The 21,547-nt window shown below is 34.6% G+C and carries 17 protein-coding genes and 2 tRNA genes; 16 read left to right on the forward strand and 3 right to left on the reverse strand.

The features are described 5' to 3' along the window. Positions 1 to 76 precede the first annotated feature (76 nt). From BKM63_RS06750 to BKM63_RS06785, 9 genes are all read left to right on the forward strand, one after another. Positions 77 to 772 (forward strand): DUF2490 domain-containing protein, encoded by a 696-nt coding sequence (locus BKM63_RS06750; RefSeq protein ID WP_071635859.1) that lies wholly within the window; start codon positions 77 to 79, stop codon positions 770 to 772. A gap of 12 nt (positions 773 to 784) precedes the next feature. After that, a complete protein-coding gene (locus BKM63_RS06755) occupies positions 785 to 2,185 on the forward strand; it encodes a DUF2252 domain-containing protein (protein ID WP_071635860.1) in 1,401 nt (466 codons plus the stop codon). 254 nt (positions 2,186 to 2,439) lie between these two features. Continuing rightward, on the forward strand, positions 2,440 to 3,021 hold the full coding sequence (locus BKM63_RS06760; RefSeq protein WP_071635861.1) for a DUF4136 domain-containing protein: 582 nt from the start codon (positions 2,440 to 2,442) through the stop codon (positions 3,019 to 3,021). Between the two features lie 143 nt (positions 3,022 to 3,164). Beyond that, a complete protein-coding gene (locus tag BKM63_RS06765; protein WP_242661109.1) occupies positions 3,165 to 4,097 on the forward strand; it encodes an AraC family transcriptional regulator in 933 nt (310 codons plus the stop codon). Between the two features lie 18 nt (positions 4,098 to 4,115). Next, a complete protein-coding gene (locus BKM63_RS23855; RefSeq protein ID WP_278248016.1) occupies positions 4,116 to 4,358 on the forward strand; it encodes a helix-turn-helix domain-containing protein in 243 nt (80 codons plus the stop codon). Positions 4,359 to 4,414: 56 nt separating this feature from the next. After that, on the forward strand, positions 4,415 to 5,383 hold the full coding sequence (locus tag BKM63_RS06770) for a SphA family protein (RefSeq protein ID WP_071635862.1): 969 nt from the start codon (positions 4,415 to 4,417) through the stop codon (positions 5,381 to 5,383). Between the two features lie 158 nt (positions 5,384 to 5,541). Next, positions 5,542 to 6,627, forward strand: a complete 1,086-nt coding sequence (locus BKM63_RS06775; protein WP_242661110.1) for a BamA/TamA family outer membrane protein — start codon at positions 5,542 to 5,544, stop codon at positions 6,625 to 6,627. Between the two features lie 213 nt (positions 6,628 to 6,840). Then, positions 6,841 to 8,037 carry an aminopeptidase C gene (locus tag BKM63_RS06780; protein WP_071635864.1) on the forward strand — a complete coding sequence of 399 codons (1,197 nt, stop codon included), beginning with the start codon at positions 6,841 to 6,843 and terminating at the stop codon, positions 8,035 to 8,037. Positions 8,038 to 8,228: 191 nt separating this feature from the next. Beyond that, a complete protein-coding gene (locus BKM63_RS06785; RefSeq protein ID WP_123907051.1) occupies positions 8,229 to 8,927 on the forward strand; it encodes a hypothetical protein in 699 nt (232 codons plus the stop codon). Between the two features lie 167 nt (positions 8,928 to 9,094). On the opposite strand, the gene BKM63_RS06790 is transcribed toward BKM63_RS06785, so the two are convergent. From BKM63_RS06790 to rseP, 3 genes are all read right to left on the reverse strand, one after another. Beyond that, a tRNA-Asn gene (locus BKM63_RS06790) sits at positions 9,095 to 9,168 on the reverse strand. A 38-nt stretch (positions 9,169 to 9,206) separates the two neighbouring features. Then, positions 9,207 to 9,280: transfer RNA gene (locus BKM63_RS06795), tRNA-Asn, on the reverse strand. Positions 9,281 to 9,363: 83 nt separating this feature from the next. Next, positions 9,364 to 10,707, reverse strand: a complete 1,344-nt coding sequence (gene rseP / locus BKM63_RS06800) for an RIP metalloprotease RseP (protein ID WP_071635866.1) — start codon at positions 10,705 to 10,707, stop codon at positions 9,364 to 9,366. A 200-nt stretch (positions 10,708 to 10,907) separates the two neighbouring features. Here rseP and BKM63_RS06805 point away from each other — a divergent pair, with 200 nt between their 5' ends. The 7 genes from BKM63_RS06805 (at position 10,908) to hflX (ending at position 21,449) form a co-directional block, all read left to right on the forward strand. Next, positions 10,908 to 11,981 (forward strand): NADH:flavin oxidoreductase/NADH oxidase, encoded by a 1,074-nt coding sequence (locus BKM63_RS06805; protein WP_071635867.1) that lies wholly within the window; start codon positions 10,908 to 10,910, stop codon positions 11,979 to 11,981. A 133-nt stretch (positions 11,982 to 12,114) separates the two neighbouring features. Beyond that, a complete protein-coding gene (locus BKM63_RS06810) occupies positions 12,115 to 13,155 on the forward strand; it encodes a Gfo/Idh/MocA family oxidoreductase (protein WP_071635868.1) in 1,041 nt (346 codons plus the stop codon). Between the two features lie 293 nt (positions 13,156 to 13,448). After that, on the forward strand, positions 13,449 to 14,666 hold the full coding sequence (locus BKM63_RS06815) for an MFS transporter (protein ID WP_083572192.1): 1,218 nt from the start codon (positions 13,449 to 13,451) through the stop codon (positions 14,664 to 14,666). A gap of 223 nt (positions 14,667 to 14,889) precedes the next feature. Continuing rightward, a complete protein-coding gene (locus BKM63_RS06820; RefSeq protein WP_071635869.1) occupies positions 14,890 to 17,706 on the forward strand; it encodes a carboxypeptidase-like regulatory domain-containing protein in 2,817 nt (938 codons plus the stop codon). An 18-nt stretch (positions 17,707 to 17,724) separates the two neighbouring features. After that, positions 17,725 to 19,074: a DUF5689 domain-containing protein gene (locus BKM63_RS06825; RefSeq protein ID WP_071635870.1), complete on the forward strand. Its 1,350-nt coding sequence runs from the start codon at positions 17,725 to 17,727 to the stop codon at positions 19,072 to 19,074. A gap of 138 nt (positions 19,075 to 19,212) precedes the next feature. Further along, positions 19,213 to 20,070, forward strand: coding sequence for a hypothetical protein (locus BKM63_RS06830; RefSeq protein WP_071635871.1), 858 nt, complete (start codon positions 19,213 to 19,215; stop codon positions 20,068 to 20,070). Positions 20,071 to 20,213: 143 nt separating this feature from the next. Continuing rightward, complete coding sequence (gene hflX, locus BKM63_RS06835; RefSeq protein WP_071635872.1) at positions 20,214 to 21,449, forward strand: GTPase HflX; 1,236 nt, start codon at positions 20,214 to 20,216, stop codon at positions 21,447 to 21,449. Positions 21,450 to 21,547: the final 98 nt, after the last annotated feature.

Here is a 21,547-nt window from a genome sequence, read left to right on the forward strand (position 1 = left end):
GAGCATCAACCCTAAAAATCTATTTATTTTAATTGTATTGACTCTATTTTCCGGCACAAAAATAAACGCCCAAAAAATGGCGCAAAATTTTGCTGCCTGGATAGGTTATGAAATGTATCTGCCTTTTAAAGAAGACGGAAGATGGGGTTTGTTGTTAGAAGGATATTCAAAAGGAAATGATTTTGTATCAGAACTTCAGGGCTCTTTTTACAGGGCAGGAGCTAACTATTATCTTAAAAATGGAAACCGATTAGGTGCCGGTGTGGCCTATCAATGGGATATACCTTATGATGAGGTTTCACTGCCATACAACAATCCCGATTACCGAATATACGAGCAATTTATTTGGCGTATTGTTAAAAAAGAAGGAAACGAAGTTTGGTCGCAGCGTTTTAGAATGGAGCAGCGCTGGTTAGGCAGAAAAGACGATCCTAACAGTACAAGCGATCATTTTGATTATTACAAATTCGAAAATACATTTCGATACCAGCTAAGATATCAATTATGGTTTAAACAACGGTGGGCCGCGGTGGTGTATGACGAAGTTCATATACGAACCAATGCCGCCAGCAGTAATGAAAATTATCTGGATCAAAACAGACTGTATGTAGGAACGGCTTATAGTTTGGATAAACACAGGGAAATTCGAATGGAATTGGGATATATGAATCAGATTTTCTGGAAATCACCCGATACCGAAAGTGGTCTCAGCCGAATGAATCACACCATCCGAATTACCTTAACGACAGATCTGCCCTTTAAAAAGAAATAAAAATAAAGCACTATGGCTGATGACTTTAAAGATACGAGCGAAAATAGATTTGATCCGGCAGTATCAAAGGCAGAACGTTTTGATAAAGGTGTCGCGATCAGAAAAATTACGCCTCGTTCAGCTCATCAGGATTGGATTCCTCGAGAAAACCGTGAAGATCCGGTAGAAATTTTAATTAAAACGAGTACTGGAAGAATAGAAAGTTTACTTCCAATTCGATACAGAAGGATGATAGAATCGCCCTTTGCATTCTTTCGCGGAGCCGCTGCAATTATGGCCGCCGATTTGGCACAAACACCAAACACAGGGATCAATTTACAATTATGCGGTGACTGTCATTTAATGAATTTTGGCGGATTTGCAACTCCGGAACGTAAATTGGTTTTTGATATTAATGATTTCGACGAAACTTTCCCCGGGCCATGGGAGTGGGATTTGAAAAGACTTGCAGTAAGTTTTGCAATTGCGGGAAGATGGCGCAAATTTTCTAACAAAAGCTGTAAAGAGTTTGCCTGGAATGTTGCTGATAGTTATAAGAGGCACATGCTGGATTACAGCAAATTATCGGCACTGCAGATTTGGTATGCTGATATTGATCTGGCAGAACTTATTGAATTAGGGCAGGATGAAGAACTAAAAGAATTTCATCATAAGCGAATAAAAAAAGCAGCTGAATATACAGCACATGAAAAAGAATTCGCCAAAATGAGTTATCTGGACGGAGTTAGGGCCAGAATAAAAGATGAGCCGCCCTTGATATATCACCCGTCAGAAAACGAAGAGGATCAAATTTTAAAAGAGGCAGAGCTGGTTCATAAGCGATATATAGAATCTCTTCCGGAAGATAAACAAGTTTTGCTAAGCCGTTATTCTATGCATGATTTTGCGATAAAAGTCGTAGGAGTAGGAAGCGTTGGAACACTCTGTGGGATTACATTGTTAATGTCGGCAACAGGCGAGCCTATTTTTTTACAGTTTAAAGAAGCAAGACAAAGTGTATTACAACAACATGTAAAAACCAAAACAAAGTATAAACATCAAGGCGAGCGAATTGTAATGGGGCAAAAACTGATGCAGTCTGCCTCGGATATGTTTTTAGGATGGACAAATGACGACAAAGACAGGTTCTTTTATATACGTCAGCTTCGTGATGCAAAAGTAAAGCCTGTGCTGGAAATCATGAAAGAGCAAAACATGATAGACTATGCCAAAGCCTGTGGATGGGCGCTTGCAAGAGCTCATGCACGTTCAGGAGATCCTTCAATGCTGTCAGGCTACATAGGGAAAAGTGATGAATTTGCCCATGCAATCTCTAAGTTTTCTATTTTATACGCAGACCAAAACGAATCAGATTATAATAAAATGGTCGAAGCAATAAAAGAAGGCAGACTGCCAATAGCTGCAGAAATTTAATTAAAGTTGAAAGAGGTACAATATTTCAATACATTTTTTTAGAAAATATCTTAAAATAAAATAAGTAAGAAATTTACGAATTATATATCGTTAATTAAAATAAATGATTTATCTTTGAGTGTCTGCTAAGAGGTTGTTGTATAGCCTGTTGTGTTTAGTCTGCACATTTTATAAGCCCTTAATCGTTCATTCAAGATTTTCAGAATTAATAATTTCAAGTTAAGCTAATTAATCATTAATTTAAATTCTACAAGATGAATATTAAAAGAACAAATCTTCGCATTATTCCAATTCTGTTATTGGGATTAATTTACAGCTGTTCCCCAACTGTAAAAGTTACAACTGATTATGATCATGCTGCAAATTTCAACGAATATAAAACTTTTGCAGTTTATGATTTAAAAGCCCAGCAGGGGCAGGTAAACCAGTTGAATGTTGACCGTGTTACAAATGCAATTCGTGCCGAAATGATTGCAAAAGGATTTACAGAAAGTGCAAATCCGGATTTAAGAGTAAATGCAGTTTCTATTTTAAAAAATAAAACATCAGTATCTGCCAATACCGATTTCTATGGTTATGGCGGTATGTACAGACCGTATGGATATTGGGGAGGCGGAGCCATGATGGGTGGAGCCAATACAACTTTTAATACATACGATTATGTTGATGGTTCACTGGTAATTGATATAGTTTCTACAAAAACGCAAAAATTGGTTTGGCAGGGAATAGGAAATGCTGAAATTGACAGCAAACCAGATAACCCTGAGGAATTTGTTAATAGTTCTATCAAAAAAATCCTAGCCGGTTTTCCTCCCGGAGCAGTACAAAAAAAATAACTCAGAATTTATTTTTTACAGGAGTAAAAGCTGTGCTTTTTATTTAGAAAAGCACAGTCTCTATATACTGCCTTTTAAATTTTCTTTTGAATTATAACTATTCAAAAGAAAACGAGCACCTATTTATAATTAAGACTAAAATTATGATTGATATAGTACTTTCTCTTTTCTTTTTTATTGCTGTAATTGTTGGTTTTGCAACTTCATTTATGGTTCTTTTTTCGAAGAAAAACTATTCAAAATCCTTTTTTTTAGGGCTGTTTTTGTTTAGTCTTACTGTTGTAAGTATTTATAATTTTTATTTATCTGCCAATATTTTTAAGAGTTTTCCGGATCTTTTTATGATTACGAAATCATTTATTTTTCTGGTTGCGCCATGTGCCTTCTTATACGTACGCAGCATGTTGTTTCCTGATTCGGCTTTTAAAAATTACGAATGGCTGCACTTTTTGCCATTTTTAATTTATTTCTCGCTGACAATTTTAGTTTGGATTGGAAATTATACAGATATTTATTTTATAGACTATTTGGCTCTAAAAGTAAAAAGTCCGTTTTCTATATTAAGCCTGAGTGTTTGGTTGTTTTATGCTTTTTGCCAGACCCTTATGATTTTAAATTATGATCTAAAAAAGTTTAAAGATACTAGCCTTCAGAAACTAAAAATTTTAAGTTGGATAAGGGTTTATAACCTTATGATCCTATTTTTATTTTCAGCTCTTTTTGTACACTTCTTTTTAATTAGTGCAGTTGCAAATATAGATTACTCTTGTTATGTCCTCATTTCTTCTGTGCTTATTTTTACCGGAGGCTGGCTGTATTTTAAACCTCATATTTTTTATGATGAAAACGAGATTAATGAGATTGATTTTGTGGAAGAAAACTTAGAAATTTTTACATCAAAAGAAACTAAAAATTCACTGCCGGTAGTTAAAGAATTAACTCCGGAAAAAAAACAATTATACCTTTCTAAATTAGAAAACATTTTTGCGTCCAAAAAACTTTTTTTGAAGAAAGATTTGGTAATTCGTGATATTTCAGAAGAAACCGGAATCACGGTAAACAATATTTCTAATTAAATTAACTCCGAATTTAACCTGCATTTTCAGGACTATATAAATCTAAAACGCATTGAATATTTTAAAGAAAAAATAAACGATATAGATTGGAAAGATTTATCTCTCGAAGGAATGGCGTGGGCCTCTGGGTTTAAGTCCAGAACTACATGTTTTAGAGCATTTATTAAACACACCGGAAAATCTCCTTCAGAATACTTTAGAGTAATCAGGATAAATCCTGAAAAAAACAATTCTTATTTTTTAAAACAATCTACAAGCTGAAATAAATAGTTTGTAAAGATAAATTATGAGCTCTCATATAATTAAAAGAAGAAATCATGAAAACAAAATTAAAATCAAAGCAAACGATAAAATCAGTACTTACATTATTATTTCTGTTTACTTTCTTTCTGGGACATTCACAACTCAAAGGAGGGCATATTTTAGGGGCAATGGGGCTGCAGTCCGGAACCCAGTCTCCGGCTAATACTTTGAGTCTTTATGTACCGGGTTATTTGTATGACGCCTCTTCATTGCGAAATGAAGATGGAGATAAAGCCATTGCAAATCCTGATATTACCATGTTTATTACAGGAGTTGGAGCCAACTATGTAAGTGATTTTAAAATTTTAGGAGCCAATTATGGTGCTACAATTTTGCTGGCTTTTGCCTCAAATACTATCCAGGGAAATACAGTCGATTCTAAAAATTCGCTTGCCTTTACAGATATGTATATACAGCCGGTGCAATTAGGCTGGCATAATAAAAAAGCCGATTTTGTTTTTAGTTATTCCTTATATCTGCCTACGGGAAGATTTACTGCCGGAGCTTCGGACAATGCCGGTTTAGGAATGTTTATGAATGAGTTTTCAGCAGGAACAACTTTATTTTTTAATGATAAAAAAACGGTTCATTTTTCAGCTTTGGCATCTTACGAAATAAATGGTAAAAAGAAAGATACCGATATAAAAACCGGAGATATCTTAAGTATTGAAGGTGGTTTAGGAAAAACTTTTTATATGATGAATGCCGAAAAAACAGCTCCAAAATCAATACTTAACGCAGGACTAATTTATTATATGCAATATAAAGTGTCTAATGATAAAATACCTGTAATAGGCAGTATAGTACTCGAACCAGATAAAGACCGAGTAGGCGCTTTAGGTGCTGAGGTAAATTATTTTCATATTGGATGTAAAACTTCGGCAGGATTAAGATGGCTTTCGGAAATTGGTGCTGTAAATCGTTTTCAGGGAAACACTTTTTTCCTTACGCTGGCTCATGTTTTCAGCTTTGAAAAAAAATAACTCCGATAGTTTAAGTTGATGTTTTTTAAAGGAATACAATAAATTTTAAATTGATTTAAATGAGAGATATACATTCAGATTTTTCAATAAAAAACAGAAAGCTTTTTCGGAAAATGGTTTTCATTTTTGTTTTTTGCCTTTTTTCTTTTCAAAACATAATGGCTCAGAAACCTCATATTAGTGTAAAGGATTCACTTGACGGAGCTTTTGATTTAAGCGATTATATCATTTATGCGCATGGTTTTATAGTGGTTCCCACACTTATTACTGAGCCGGCTCTGGGCGGAATTGGAGGCGCTATTGTACCTATTTTTCTAAAAAAACATGCTCCGGTTATTGATGAAAACGGAAAGAAAAGATTTGTAGATCCGGATATTACAGGAGCAATGGGAATGTATACCGGTAATAAAAGCTGGGTTGCCGGTGCATTTCGAGCAGGAAGTTTTATAAAATCAAGAATAATGTATCGGGTGGGGGCTGGTTATGGAGATGTAAATATGTCTTTTTATGAAAATCTGCCCAGTGGCAATGATAAAGAAATTGACCTGAATTTTAAGTCATTTGTATTTTACACCCGTGTTATGAAGCAGTTTCGAAATGGAAAATGGAGCGCAGGGCCTCAGTATTTTTTATTAGATTCTAAAATTAATTTTCCGGATTTAAACAACCTTCCCTCCTTTGCCAAAATAAAAGATATAAATAGTGTCGTCAGTCAATTAGGAGGAGCTATTCAGTTTGATGGACGCGATAATATCTTTACGCCGGATAAAGGAACACGCATTCAGTTTGACTTTTTTTGGTCAGATAATATATTAGGCAGCGATTATGATGCCTGGAGGATTAATTTTTCGGCAATAGGCTATTATCCTTTAACCAAAAAATTAATTGGCGGACTTAGATTAGAAGGAGAGCAGGCAATAGGCAATCCTCCTTTTTATCTCAGACCTGGAATTAATTTAAGGGGTGTTCCTGCCGCAAGATACCAGGGAAAAGCCAGTGTTGTTAGCGAAGGAGAATTACGATGGGATTTGTACAGAAGGTGGAGCCTTATGGGGTATGCCGGTTTAGCAAGTGCTTTTAATGATTGGGATAAAGCTTTTAGTAAACCCGTAGTTTATAATTACGGAACCGGATTTAGATATTTAATAGCGCGTAAATTTAAACTTAGAATGGGGGTCGATGTTGCCAAAGGACCAGAAGATTGGGCGTATTATGTGGTTTTCGGCAGTAACTGGCTCAGATAATAAATTTCTGTAAGAAGTTAGCTTTTAAAATAATATTACAAAAAGCCTCTAAAGACATGTCTATAGGGGCTTTTTGTAATAAATGCTTTGATAATAAGTAATATTAAGAAAAAATTAACAGTTATACTTCGCACAAATACTTTAATATTTAATTGTTTTGTAACAAAAATAAAATAAAGACTACTAACTAGTCAACTATTTAAATCATTGATTATGTATAAAAATACGATGAAATCAGTTTTCGCCGCTTCAGCTTTTTTAGTTGGTGTGAGCAGCTGTTTTGCACAAGACGTTTTAGTAAATTCACTAAAGTTAAACGCGAGTGATAAAAGTAAAGAGAACTTCAAATTCACTGAAGTTGTAAACTTAGGAACAACATCTGTAAAAGCTCAGGGTTCATCTGGAACTTGCTGGAGTTATTCGACAAACTCTTTCTTAGAATCAGAAATGATTCGTTTAGGAAAACAGCCTGTTGAGTTGTCTCAAATTTATTCAGCAAGAAACGTGTATGTTGAAAAAGGAATTAATTACGTACGTATGCATGGTGCTGTTACTTTAGGTGATGGTGGTGCATTGCACGATGTAATTAATATGTATAAAAAATACGGAACAGTGCCGAGAGAAGTTTACACAGGATTAAACTACGGAACTGATAAAAATAAATTTGGTGAAATGGCAGCTCTTATCGAAGGAGTTTTAGCAGCTGTTGTAAAAAATCCAAACGGAGAATTAACACCAAACTGGCAGAAAGCGTATGCTGCAGTTATTGATTCTTATTTAGGAAAAGTGCCTGAAAACTTTACATACAAAGGAAAAAATTATACTCCTCAATCTTTTGCTAAAGAAGTAGTAGGGATCAACCCTGATGAGTATATCGAAATGTCATCATTTACAACGTCTCCATACTACCAAAAAACAACAATGATGGTACCGGACAACTGGTCATTTGATCAGGTTTACAATGTAAAAGTTAATGACATGACTGATGTTATTGACAATGCATTGAAAAAGGGATATACTGTAGCTTGGGCAACTGACGTAAGTGAGAAAAGCTTTAGCTGGAAGAATGGTGTAGCTTATGTTCCAACAAAGAAATTTGACGACATGACTGCCGAAGAAAAAGCAGATATGTTCAACGGACCAAAAGCAGAACCAGAAATTACTCCGGAAATGCGTCAGGCTGCGTTTGATAATTACACTACTACAGACGACCACGGAATGCACATTATTGGTCTTGCAAAAGATCAAACCGGAAAAGAATATTATATCGTAAAAAATTCTTGGGGCGAAACAAACGACTACAAAGGTTTCTTATTCGTAACCAAAAATTTCGTAAAATATAAAACGACTGCCTTAATGGTAAACAAAGGAGGAATCCCTTCTGAAATTGCTAAGAAATTAGGAGTATAAGTTTAGGTTAGTTTTTAAGAAAATAAGAAAGCGCTGCAATTTTTGAATTGCGGCGCTTTTTTTGTTTTCAATAATAAAATTTGCAGTTAAACGTTTTTCCAGGCACTTTACAGTTAAAGTGAAAGTTAAATAACACAAAATCAGTATCTTTATAGGTGTTTTTAATGCAGTATGAACTTTATAATAAAATCATGAAAAGGTATGCAGCATATTTTACTATTATTTCCGGTATTTTTTCTTTCAGTTGTTTTGCACAGACCAACTATACTATTATTGATGGTGACACCAAAGAAAAAACTTTAAAGTTTGATGACAAATCAGACGAAGATCTTGTCATTGATTCTTATCTCGTTGTAGAAGTAATCAATATGCCTTTTGGAAAAAGAACAACCAAATACGAAGTTTCTAAGCTGGATATGGTATATACAAACGATTTGGGGCCAAATAATACCAGAACCGTTACTCCAATATACAAAAAGAAAAAAGTACGGCGTGCAGGAGCAGTTTCGCCAAAAGAAATTGAGACAAATACTCAGTCTATTCAGCCGGTAGAAGTTGAGGTGGCAGCTCCGGCATACTCAGAAAAATTCGTAAAAGTAGATATTATAGAAACCTATACTAATGTTTTAGATAAAGGCTACAAATCTATAGATATGCTAAAAAAAGTAGCTGACAAGCATTATTTTGAAAGTGATTACGAAGCTTCAGCAAAATACTATTCAGATTTAATAAGTTTGGAACCAGATTTAGAAGAAGTCTATTATTTTAGGTATGTTGAATCATTAAAAGCGATTAATCAAATGGATAAAGCAAATGAAGCAATGCTTTTGTATGAAAGTAAAAATATAGGCAACAATATAGCGAAGCATAATAAAGTAGCGAGAAATTGATTAAAAAAGACTCAGCTTTGTCACTTCCGACTGAAAGGAGAAATTACCTTTAAAGTATGTCTTCAGTCTTTATCGATTAACTAATGCGATTTCTCCTTTCAGCTGACATATTAAACAGGAACTGGTACAAATAAAAAAAGACGATCATTTGATCGTCTTTTTTTTAGCTCCCCCTCTTGGGCTCGAACCAAGGACCCTCTGATTAACAGTCAGATGCTCTAACCAACTGAGCTAAGGAGGAATCACCTTAAAGGTAAATATGTTTGCTAAAAAAAGTTGCTCCCCCTCTTGGGCTCGAACCAAGGACCCTCTGATTAACAGTCAGATGCTCTAACCAACTGAGCTAAGGAGGAAGTTGTTGCTCTTTTTAGCGAGTGCAAATATAATTGAATTTTTAGTTTCTCAAAAACATTTTTGCACTTTTTATCAAATATTTTTACTTGCCTACAATTGCTTTGTAAATATCGTTTCCGTTAGCAAACAAAAGCAGTGTGATAAGTAATACGAAACCAACCATTTGGGCGTTTTCTAAGAATTTGTCGCTCGGTTTTTTACCGCTGATCATTTCATACAATAAAAACATCACATGACCTCCGTCAAGTGCCGGAATTGGCAATAAATTCATAACTCCAAGCATAATCGACAATAAAGCGGTGATTGACCAAAATGTTTCCCAGCTCCAAAAACTTGGGAAAATGTTGTAAATCGCAGCAAAACCACCCACTTGTTTATAGGCTTTAGTTTCTGGATTAAAAATCATTTTTAATTGTTTTCCGTAACCTACTAATTGATCTTTTCCTTTTTCAAGTCCAACCGGAATAGATTCGAAGAAACCATATTCTTTTGTGCTTACTTTATAGTAGCCTAATTTTTCTAAAGATTTAATATCTAAACCTCCAACACCAACGCCTAGTTTTCCATCTTTAGAAATATTTAAATTAACCGGAGTCTCTTTTAAATCACGCAAAACTACAGCGGGAATTGTTTTTCCTTTATTAGCTTCTAAAATGACCTTTCCTTCATCATAATATTTTATTTTTTGACCGTTCAGGCTTACAAATAAATCTTTTGGCTTTAAAGCAGTATTTTTTGAGTCATCTAAAACTTTACCCACAACAAAAGGCATTCTGATGCCAACAAGTAATCCTTTTTCATGTTTCGATAATTGATCAACAAAATCTTTAGGAATTGTAATCGTCTGCTGCTGTCCGTTTCTTTCTACCAAAACTTGTTTCGACATAATGATATTCATGTTCATATCATTATCAAAATTCTCTACTTTTTTTCCATCAATAGAAATTATTTTGTCTCCGGTCTTAAAACCAGCGTTGATCATGGCAGGATTTTCAATAAAAACACCATCTTTTAGATCAGCATTGGCTACATAAGTATCACCATAAGCAAATGCCATTCCGATATAAATAATAAAAGCGAGAATAAAGTTTACGGTAACACCGCCCAGCATAATAATTAAACGCTGCCAAGCTGGTTTAGAACGAAATTCCCACGGCTGTGGCGGCAGAGCCATTTGTTCTTTGTCCATACTTTCGTCGATCATTCCGGAAATTTTTACATAACCTCCAAGCGGCAGCCATCCAATTCCGTATTCTGTTTCGCCAATTTTCTTTTTTAACAGCGAATATTTAACATCAAAAAATAAGTAAAATTTTTCAACTCTTGTTTTAAATAATTTTGCAGGAATAAAGTGTCCTAATTCGTGAAGAATAATAAGTAAAGATAAACTCAATAGAAATTGAGAGAGTTTGATAACTATATCCATTTTGTATTTTTAGTTCGTATTTAACGCACAAAAGTAGCGTTTCTATTTTAATTTGACAGTGCAATATAATATATAAGGTTTTAAATGTTTGTTAATTAATAAACATTTAAATTTCTCGTTTTAGCTAGATGGTGTAACTTTACTTTATTAAAAGGGCTGTCAATTCAATTGGTAGCACAAAATCATTAAAAGTTACAAATATGGCTTCAATATTATTTTCTCCCCTAACTTTAAAAAAACTTACCTTAAAAAATAGAATTTCAATCTCGCCCATGTGCCAGTATTCGGCCGTTGACGGATTTGCAAACGACTGGCATTTGGTTCATTTAGGAAGTCGTGCCACAGGAGGCGCCGCCTTAATTATTCAGGAAGCGACAGCAGTTTCTCCGGAAGCAAGGATTTCTCCCGTAGATTTAGGGATATGGAAAGATGAACACATCGAAAAGCTCAAACAAATTAACCAGTTTATTGTCTCTCAAAATTCTGTTCCCGGAATCCAGCTGGCACATGCCGGAAGAAAAGCAAGTGTTTCGGCTCCTTGGGAGGGAAATAAAAAATTAGATTTCGCTCAAGGCGGATGGCAGACTGTTGCTCCAAGTGCGATTCCATATCATGATGGAGAACCTTTTCTGCCGGAAGCTTTAGACAAAAACGGAATCCAAAAGGTGATTGCCGATTTTAAGGCAGCAACAAAAAGAGCCATAGAAGCAGGATATAAAGTTGTCGAAATTCATGGTGCACATGGCTATTTGCTGCATCAGTTTTTATCGCCATTAACCAATACAAGAACCGATGAATATGGAGGAAGTTTTGAAAACCGAATTCGTTTTACATTAGAAATTCTTGATGCAGTTCAGTCAGAATGGCCTTCTGATTTGCCCTTATTTGTTAGAATTTCGGCAACAGACTGGGCAGACGGCGGATGGAACCCGGAAGAATCTGTAAAGCTTTCCAAAATATTAAAAGAGAAAGGAGTAGATTTAATCGATGTTTCTTCTGGAGGATTAGTTTCCCATCAAAAAATTGCAATTGGTCCGGGGTATCAGGTTCCTTTTGCAGAAAAAATAAAAAAAGAAGCGAATATTTTAACGGGAGCTGTTGGTTTAATTACTGAAGCCAGACAAGCCGAAGAAATTTTGAATAACAATCAGGCTGATTTAATTTTATTTGCAAGAGAATCGCTTAGAAATCCTAACTTGCCTTTAGATTTCGCCAAAGAATTAAATGACGATATTCAATGGCCAAAACAATACGAACGCGCTAAAATTAAATAATATATTAGCCACAGTTTCACATATTAAAAAAATACCATTAAGAATTACACTAATTTCCAGAAATGATTAATGGCGAAAGAAAAATCATTTTAATCTGTGAGATCTGTGGCAAAAAACTAAATACCAAACTCAAATGCAAAAAATAAAAACAGCACTATTATCATACGGAATGTCGGGAAAAGTTTTTCATGCTCCATTTTTAGATATTCATCCGGGGTTTGAATTATTAGGTTCTTGGGAAAGAAGCAAAAAACTCATTCAGGAAGACTATCCATATGTAAAAAGTTACCCTTCAATTGACGAATTATTGGCAGATGATGTAGATTTAGTTATCGTAAATACACCTGTTGGAACGCATTATGAATATGCCAAAAAAGTATTGCTGGCAGGGAAACACGCTGTGGTGGAAAAAGCGTTTACAACCACAACGGCAGAGGCACAAGAACTGGCGAAAATAGCAGAAGAAAAAGGATTAAAATTAGCCGTTTTTCAAAACAGAAGATGGGACAGTGATTTCAAAACCATTCAAAAAATAATTAACGATGGAGTTTTGGGAGATTTAGTAGAAGCCGAATTTCATTTCGACAGATATAACCCATTATTGAGTCCAAAAGCACATAAAGAAACAGCAAATGATGGTGCAGGAGTCTTAAAGGATTTAGGGCCGCATATTATCGATCAGGCGGTTTGTTTATTTGGTTCTCCAAATTCTGTTTTTGCAGATATCAGAATTACAAGAGAAAATTCATTAGTTGATGACTGGATCGATTTATTGCTGATTTATAAAGATTTCAGAGTTCGTTTAAAAGCAGGTTTTTTTGTAAGAGAAGCTAATCCTGCCTATACCATTCACGGAAAAAAAGGTTCTTTCTTAAAACCCCGCGGAGATGTTCAGGAAGATGAATTAAAGATTGGCAAAAAACCAAATTTAGAATCCTGGGGAACAGAATCTGAAGAGCTGAAAGGAATACTTCATACAGAAATCGATGGAAAAGTAATCCGAGAAAAAGTGCCGACACTTCAAGGAAATTACTTTTCTTTTTTTGACGGTGTTTACAATTCAATTACAAATAACATTACAGAACCGGTTACCGCTCAGGATGGCGTTAAAGTAATGCAGATTATCGATGCTGCAATTGCAAGTAATGCGCAGCGTACTGTAATTAATTTATAGTATTGTCTGCAAATTGAACGGATTAAACCAGTTTTAATACTGTGAAAAAAAATTAGTCAAAATATACTTGTAGAGACGCACAATAGTGCGTCTTTTTTATGTATTATTAGGAAGAAAAGAATCAAGGCAAAACAATATAAACTGTAAAATTTGTGGGCAAATCCATAAAAAACAGGGCTCAAACAACACAATTTATAAACAAATAACGTTGTAAATAAATGAACAATTTGTACCTTTAAGTAAATACGAAGGTTTTTTGTACTTTTATATTATAATCCCAAAAAGCATAGATTTTGATAAATTTCAATCCATTACAACTTTTTCAGACAAAAGGAAAAATCAAGAAAGTTTTTAGAGAAGCAAAAGCTTCGTATTTGAACCGAATTCGTTTTGCTGTCGGAATGTTTTATTTTGGAATGGGTTTGAGTTTTGCAACCTGGGCAAGCCGTATTCCGGATATCAAAACAGCTTTACATTTAACCGAAGGCGACTTGGGTTCTATACTTTTTGCCCTGCCAATGGGACAATTAATTATCATGCCGTTTTCAGGAAAAATGGTGACCAAATTTGGAAGTCATCGTGTTTTAATATTCTCTTTAATAATGTATGTTTTGAGTCTGGCAAATTTAGGTTTGGCAACAACAGCACTGCAGTTATCATTAGGTTTGTTTTTGTTTGGAATATTTGGAAATCTGGCCAATATTGCGGTAAACACCCAGGGAGTTTATACAGAAGTGCTTTTCAAAAAAACGATAATGTCTTCTTTTCACGGAATGTGGAGTTTCGCAGGATTTACAGGCGCATTGGTAGGTCTGGGAATGCTGGCTTTAAATTTATCACCCTTGCATCATTTTTTAATCGTGGGAGTTGTGGTATTGTTAATGGTTGCTTTTAATTTTAAATTTTTGGTGAGAGCCAAAGAAAAAATTAAACATAAAACCGAAAAGAAAAAAATATTTACAAAACCAGACAGTGCCTTGATCTGGCTTGGTGTAATTGGATTTTGCAGTATGGCCAGCGAAGGAGTAATGTTTGACTGGAGCGGTGTTTACTTTAAAGATATCGTACAGGCACCAGGGCCTTTGGTGATTTTAGGTTATACATCGTTTATGATCATGATGGCCGGAGGAAGATTTTTAGGAGACGGAATGATTAATAAATTTGGCCGCGAACGCGTTATGCAAATCAGCGGTGTTATGATTTCTGCCGGACTATTTACGGCCGTTTTTCTTCCTTATATTATTCCGTGTACAATTGCTTTTATGGCTGTTGGTTTAGGAGTTGCCACTATTGTTCCAACGGTCTACAGTATGGCGGGAAAAAATCCAACTGTACCACCGGGAGAGGCCTTAACGATAGTTTCAAGTGTAAGTTTCTTAGGATTCTTAATGGGGCCGCCTGTAATTGGACATATCGCTCAAAACTTTGGACTTCAGTTTTCTTTTGCTTTTATCGGAATCTTTGGGGTTTTAATCGCTTTTATGGTATCTAAAATTAGAACTACAGACTAAATTTTTGACCGCAATTTAAATGAATCAAACAGATTTGCATTGATTTTTATATTTTAACATTGTATTTTTTTTGTAAGAATTTATTTCTTTTTAAAATGTTTTTTATATACATTTGAACGTTGAGATGTTTGTCTCGTTAATAAGACTCTTTTCCAAAAACCAATTTTATCTTTTGAATAGGATTAATATCCGAAAACAATTTTCAAAGTAAATTGGAATTTTAATGGTTAACAAATACACAGTCTTTTTTATTTTATGGTCTTTTAGTTTTGCATTTGCTCAGGAAACAGTTTTTACAGGAACTGTAATAGAATCCAAAACACAAAATCCGCTTGAGAATGTTGTAGTCAATATTCAAAATTCTTCTCATACAGAACTTACTTCCAACAAAGGAAAATTCGAATTACATTCTGCCATCGATGGCGAACAATTGCTTTTAATTCGTAGTCAGGGATACAAAGATTTACTATTGAAAGTTCATTCAAATTTTGGGCAGCAGGTAAATCTTGGTGTGCTGCAATTAGAAAACACTTTTTCAGATGAAGTTCCGGCAGCATTGATCACATTGTTAGATAGTGATTTATCTGATGATAACAGCTCTTCTGAAATGACTTCCGGGCTGTTGCAATCCTCAAAAGATGCTTTCATGCAGGCTTCGGCATTTAATTGGGGTCAGGCCCGATTTAGGATTCGGGGTTTAGACAGCGAAAACGGAACCATGATGCTGAACGGAATGTCAATGAATAAAATATACGATGGCAGACCGCAATGGAGCAATTGGGGCGGCTTAAATAATGTACTTCGTAATCAGGATTTTTCAGTTGGAACCGCAGCATCAAATTATACTTTTGGAGGCATTTTAGGAACACAGCAAATCTTTACCCGTGCCTCTTTGTACAGAAAAGGAGGTTCTCTCACATTTTCAGGAAGTAATACAACCTACACATGGCGCACAATAGGAACGTATGCATCAGGGATGAATGCTGACGGCTGGGCTTACGTAGTTTCTGCCGGAAAAAGATGGGCTGATGAAGGTTATTTTGAAGGGACAAATTTCAACGCCGATTCTTTCTTTTTAAGTGTCGAAAAGAAATTAAACAGCAGGCATTCCTTAAATTTTACCGGATTTTATACACCAAATTCCCGGGGTAAAAATTCTCCAAACACTAATGAAGTCACTGATTTAATGGACGAGAAATACAATTCGTACTGTGGTTTTCAAAACGGTCAAAAACGAAATGCCAGAGTAAAAACGGTAGAAGAACCTTTGTTCATGCTCAATCATTATTTTAAAATTGATGAAAAGACAAATCTCAATTCGAGTGTGATGTATCAATTTGGAAAAGTAGGTAATAGTTCTATCGATTATCAAAATGCTGACAGTCCGGATCCTGTTTATTATAAAAAAATGCCGAGTTATTTTAGTTCACTTTATGAAAAAGACCAAGGTGAGTTTTCAGGAGAATTTACTCCGGATTATGAAAATGCACAGAAAAGCAGGGTTGCATTTCTGGCTAATTCTCAACTTGATTGGGATGCTATGTATTTGGCAAATCAAAAACCCGGTCAAAATGGTTATGAACCGGCGCAAAGTCATTATGTTTTATACGAAGACAGAACAGACGATAAGACTTTTGCCGTAAATTCTAACCTCAATACGCAGATAACGCCAAACATTTCTTTTGATGGAGGAATTACTTACCGCAATTTAAAATCACATAATTTTCAGTACTTATTAGATCTTTTGGGCGGAAAATATTTTGAAGATATCGATCCGTTTTATAAAGGCGATCTCTCACAGTCAGATTTACAAAATCCAGACAGATTGGTGGTAAAAGGAGATATTTATGGCTATAATTATAATTTTTTAGCCAGTACGATCGATGCTTTTACGCAGTTTAAATTCTCGTATAATAAAACGGAATTTTATTTGGCTCAGTCTTATTCAATATCAAATTATCAAAGAGAAGGATTGTATCAAAATGGAATTTATCCCACAACTTCTTTAGGAAAAAGCGAGAAAGTGAACTTTGAAAATTTTGGTTTCAAAGGCGGATTTACTTATAAAATCTCAGGAAAACAATGGCTCTTTTTTAATGGAGCACATTTAACGAGAGCGCCTTCACTTCGAAATACATTTTCGAATTCGCGTTTAAATAACAATATCGTAAACGGAATTGAAAATGAAAACAGCAGCAGTGCCGAAGCCAATTATGCCTATCGTTCGCCAAAAATTAAATTGCGGTTAACAGCTTATTATGCTTTAATTAAAAACACATCGAAAACCTCTTTTTTCTATGCCGAGGGAATTTTTGATAAAACGGGAGGTTACAGTGCAACAAATGCTTTTGTAAGCCAGACTTTAACAAAATTGGATAAGAAAAACACAGGTGCAGAATTGAGTTTTGAATATCAAATTTCGTCTACATTGAAAACAACTTTAAGTGCGGCTTATGGAAATCATATTTATAGCAGCAATCCAAATGTTTCGATTACAAATGACGCCAATGCAGCAAAGGATGATGCGCATACTACTTTTGATTTTGGTAAGGCTTACCTCAAAAATTACAAACAGCCGGGAACGCCGCAAAATGCTTTTTCGTTTGGACTGGAATATCGTGATCCGAAATATTTGTGGCTTGGAGCCAATATTAATTATCTGACTGATAATTATATCGATGTTTCGCCAATTTCCAGAACATCTCAATTTTATATTAATCCGGTAAATGGATTTCCTTATCCTGAAGCAGATGCCGGGAAAGGAATTGAATTATTGAAACAAGAAAAATTTGATCCTGTAACCTTATTAAATATTAACGGTGGAAAGTCGTGGCGCATTTATAAAAAATATGTTGGTCTCTTTGCCAGCGTAAATAATGTTCTGGGCTTAGTATATAAAACCGGCGGTTTTGAACAAGCCAGAAATGCAAATTTTAGAGCCCTAAATCAAGATGTTTCAAGCGGAACACCATCATTTGGGCCTAAATATTATTACGGTTACGGAAGAACTTATTTCTTAAATCTTACAATCGGTTTATAAATCGAAAATTTATTTCTCATGAAAAATATAGTTTTAAACTCTCTTTTAGTTTCATCATTATTATTGATTTGCAGTTGCAGCAACGAAATCGAAACACCAAAATTAGCTTGTAATCAACCTGATTTTATTGTAAATAAAAGTGTAGAAAAAATTCATGAACTTTCTGGTACTACGGCTAAACAATATTTGTACGATGATATAATTGAAGCGTATGTGGTTTCCAGCGATGAAGACGGAAATTTTTTTAAGACCATTTCATTTCAGACTAAGACGGCTCCAAACACACCGGCAATTGGTTTTAGTGTTCCTGTTGATGCATCAAATACCTATATTGATTATCGTTTGGGAAATAAGGTGTATGTAAAACTTAAAAATCAATTCACAGATTTATATTATGGCGGATTAAGAATTGGAAGTTTATATGTTAGTAACGCCGGTGATCCGACTATTGGCAGAATTTCTCCAAATGAATATAAAAGTGTTTTAAACGCTTCCTGCACTATTATTGATGAAGATCAATTGGTCAAATCTCTTTCAATAGAAGAAGCACTTACAGACAGCAGGCTCAATACGCTGATCGAATTGAACGATGTTGAATTTACAGAAGCAGCAATTGGGCGTCATTATTTTGAAGAATCAAATAATGTGGGAGGTTCTACAAACTGGAATTTACGCGATAAAACCGGAAATCAAATTATTTTTAGAACAAGTAGTTATGCAAAATTTGCAGATCATGTTGTACCGGAAGGAAGTGGAAAAGTAAGAGGGATTTTAACCAAATTTGGTACAGATTATCAACTGATGGTGCGATCTGAAAGGGATGTTTTAATGAACGGAAAAAGAAATGTTCCGTTTTTTGCCGAGGATTTTCAGTCGGTTAAAAACAATGTCAATTTTGCACTTCCGGGCTGGAGTAATATTGTTGAAAAAGCTTCCAAAATATGGAAAAGTATGGTTTATGCAGGAAACGGTTACGCCGAGTTTAATACCACAAGCACTACAGCTGCCGAAAATATTGCATGGCTGGTTTCGCCTAAAATTAATTTGACGGGTTATAAAAATGCAGTGCTTTCATTTAGAAGTGCACAGCATGATTTAAAAGTCGATTCGCCTCTTAATACGCTTGAAGTTTATGTTTCTGCCAACTTTGACGGCTCTAGTGTAACAAAAGCAAAATGGATAAGACTTGAAGCTAAAGTTCCAACGTTATCTTCACCTTCGCGAGAGTTTATGAGCTCTGGAGGAATTGATTTATCGGCCTATTCCGGAAATATAAATATTGCCTTTCGCTATGTTGGTTCAGGAAAAGATAAAACGCTAAATGGTGCTTTTATGGTTGACGATATTAAGATTTTTGGAGAGAAGTAAAAGGGTAAAATCTTTTAATTAAGATAAACTGTTGATCTTTAAATGAATATTGTAATGAAGTTTCTTTTTTCATGTTAAAACTGTTAAAATTTGACAGAATTTTGTATTTTGGTCATCCCAAATCAATACAAAAACAACATGAAAACCTACTTTATTGCCATCTTAATGATGGTGTTTCCATTCTTGATACACAGTCAGGACAACGTTAGATTAAAGCAGATCAACATTGTAAAAACAAATTACCAAAATTCTAAAGACGGAGAAATTGTTAATAAAACAATGGTTTTTAAAGATGGTAAACTTCAAACTATTACAACATCTGATGTTGTGCAGCACTTTTTCTACAACAAAAACGGATTATTGGATATGACCGTAAAAGATAAAGTAGGAAGCGACTGGAAAGAGGTAGTAAATTACACGTATGACGCTGATAACAATATTACCAAATTTGTAAAAAAATATCAGGAAGGTCCAAATTACATTACCAAAGTGGTGTCATTTGTTTATGAAGGAGCGAGGATAAAAGTAACAACGAAAAAGAGTACGAATCACCAGAATTTAGTTGATGATATTGAATATCTTGTTGAAAACGGAATCATTGTAAGACGTACTTCGCGCGACAGAAACAAAGCAATTATAGGAAAACTAGAATATGTTTATGTAAACGATAATGTCTCTAGACATAAAGGATTAGTGGGAGATAAAATTTCAAAATCATTTACTTATGACGATAAAAAATCTGTAGACCAGTTAATTGTTCAGAGTCTTTTTGGTGATAATTATAAAGTAATTGTTCCTATGATTTCGTACCATGAAGAAGAATTTAGCTTTGAGTCGATTTCGTATAATAATGAAATGAATTTCAGTCCTTCATCTTCAGCTTTGGTTGCAGTAAGCAGAAAATTCAAGTATAACAAATTAAACTTCCCGATTTCTTGCTCGCAGATTGAAGAAAACGGAATCGTTAAAACAGAAAAAACGTTTATTTACGAATAATCTTTTTTAGATAAAACTGTAAGCCATTTATTAATCTTGTCATTAAGATTGTAAATGGCTTATTTTTTTAAATAGAATTTAAAATCGTAATTCTATAATTGTAGTAGTTTACAAATGATTAAATTTGTAGCTTATTTTAAGATATGTTAGAGAAAGAAGTTATAAATTTTGAAAAGACAGCCATTGTTGGTATTGTAACTCAAAATCAAAGTGAGGAAAAACTTAACGAATATTTAGACGAATTAGAGTTTTTGACTTTTACCGCTGGAGGTGAAGTTATTAAACGCTTTTCGCAAAAAATGGAACGTCCAAATCCTAAGACCTTTGTAGGTACGGGAAAAATAGACGAAATCAATCTTTTTGTAAAAGAAAACGGAATATCGACTGTTATTTTTGATGATGAACTAACACCGTCACAACAAAAAAATATTTCAAGAATTATAGACTGCAAAATTCTGGACAGAACCAATTTGATTCTGGATATTTTTGCGCAAAGAGCCGAAACTTCTTATGCAAGAACACAGGTAGAACTGGCACAATGTCAATATTTATTACCAAGACTTTCCGGTTTATGGACACACCTTGAGCGTCAAAAAGGAGGAATTGGTATGCGTGGTCCTGGTGAAACAGAGATAGAAACAGATAGACGTATTGTACGTGACCGAATTTCGTTATTGAAAGAAAAAATCAAAACGATCGATAAACAAATGAGTATTCAGCGAAGTAATCGAGGCGCAATGGTTCGTGTTGCGCTGGTTGGTTATACCAACGTTGGAAAATCGACTTTGATGAATGCAATTGGTAAAAGTGATGTTTTTGTTGAAAATAAATTGTTCGCTACTTTGGACACAACGGTTCGAAAAGTCGTGATCAAAAACCTTCCGTTTTTACTTTCAGATACGGTTGGATTTATCCGAAAACTGCCTACACAATTAGTTGATTCTTTTAAAAGTACACTTGATGAGGTTCGTGAAGCCGATCTGCTTTTGCATGTTGTAGATATTTCTCATCCTGATTTTGAAGATCATATTGAATCTGTAAATCAGACTTTGTTAGAAATAAAAAGCAATGATAAACCAACAATCATGGTTTTTAACAAAATCGATGCTTACAAACACCTAACAATTGATGAGGATGATTTGATCACCGAGAAAACAAGAAAACATTATACTCTGGAAGAATGGAAACAAACCTGGATGAGTAATGTGGGGCAGGATAATGCTTTGTTTATTTCGGCTACGCAAAAAGAAAATTTTGAAGAATTTAGAGAAATGGTTTATGAGGCAGTACGCCAGATTCATATAACCAGATTCCCATATAATAAGTTTTTGTATCCGGATTATAAGGACGCCATTGAAAAGGAAGAGGAGCAGGACTAATTTAAAATTTACCGCAAAGAAAACGGAGATTTTTATATAACAGGTTTTTATTAAACACAAAGTTCGCAAAGCTAAATCTTTATAGCTCTGCGAACTTT

Source organism: Flavobacterium johnsoniae, assembly GCF_001879205.1.
GTDB classification, from domain to species: domain Bacteria; phylum Bacteroidota; class Bacteroidia; order Flavobacteriales; family Flavobacteriaceae; genus Flavobacterium; species Flavobacterium johnsoniae_A.

Bases quoted from the DNA above. Each gene is read 5' to 3' on its own strand.
- rseP (WP_071635866.1), bottom strand. From the start codon at position 10,707: ATGGATATAGTTATCAAACTCTCTCAATTTCTATTGAGTTTATCTTTA.
- BKM63_RS06775 (WP_242661110.1), top strand. From the start codon at position 5,542: ATGGCTCAGAAACCTCATATTAGTGTAAAGGATTCACTTGACGGAGCT.
- BKM63_RS06770 (WP_071635862.1), top strand. From the start codon at position 4,415: ATGAAAACAAAATTAAAATCAAAGCAAACGATAAAATCAGTACTTACA.
- BKM63_RS06785 (WP_123907051.1), top strand. From the start codon at position 8,229: ATGAAAAGGTATGCAGCATATTTTACTATTATTTCCGGTATTTTTTCT.
- BKM63_RS06780 (WP_071635864.1), top strand. From the start codon at position 6,841: ATGTATAAAAATACGATGAAATCAGTTTTCGCCGCTTCAGCTTTTTTA.
- BKM63_RS06830 (WP_071635871.1), top strand. From the start codon at position 19,213: ATGAAAACCTACTTTATTGCCATCTTAATGATGGTGTTTCCATTCTTG.
- BKM63_RS06750 (WP_071635859.1), top strand. From the start codon at position 77: ATGGCGCAAAATTTTGCTGCCTGGATAGGTTATGAAATGTATCTGCCT.
- BKM63_RS06765 (WP_242661109.1), top strand. From the start codon at position 3,165: ATGATTGATATAGTACTTTCTCTTTTCTTTTTTATTGCTGTAATTGTT.
- BKM63_RS06810 (WP_071635868.1), top strand. From the start codon at position 12,115: ATGCAAAAAATAAAAACAGCACTATTATCATACGGAATGTCGGGAAAA.
- BKM63_RS06820 (WP_071635869.1), top strand. From the start codon at position 14,890: ATGGTTAACAAATACACAGTCTTTTTTATTTTATGGTCTTTTAGTTTT.
- hflX (WP_071635872.1), top strand. From the start codon at position 20,214: ATGTTAGAGAAAGAAGTTATAAATTTTGAAAAGACAGCCATTGTTGGT.
- BKM63_RS06805 (WP_071635867.1), top strand. From the start codon at position 10,908: ATGGCTTCAATATTATTTTCTCCCCTAACTTTAAAAAAACTTACCTTA.
- BKM63_RS06760 (WP_071635861.1), top strand. From the start codon at position 2,440: ATGAATATTAAAAGAACAAATCTTCGCATTATTCCAATTCTGTTATTG.
- BKM63_RS06755 (WP_071635860.1), top strand. From the start codon at position 785: ATGGCTGATGACTTTAAAGATACGAGCGAAAATAGATTTGATCCGGCA.
- BKM63_RS06825 (WP_071635870.1), top strand. From the start codon at position 17,725: ATGAAAAATATAGTTTTAAACTCTCTTTTAGTTTCATCATTATTATTG.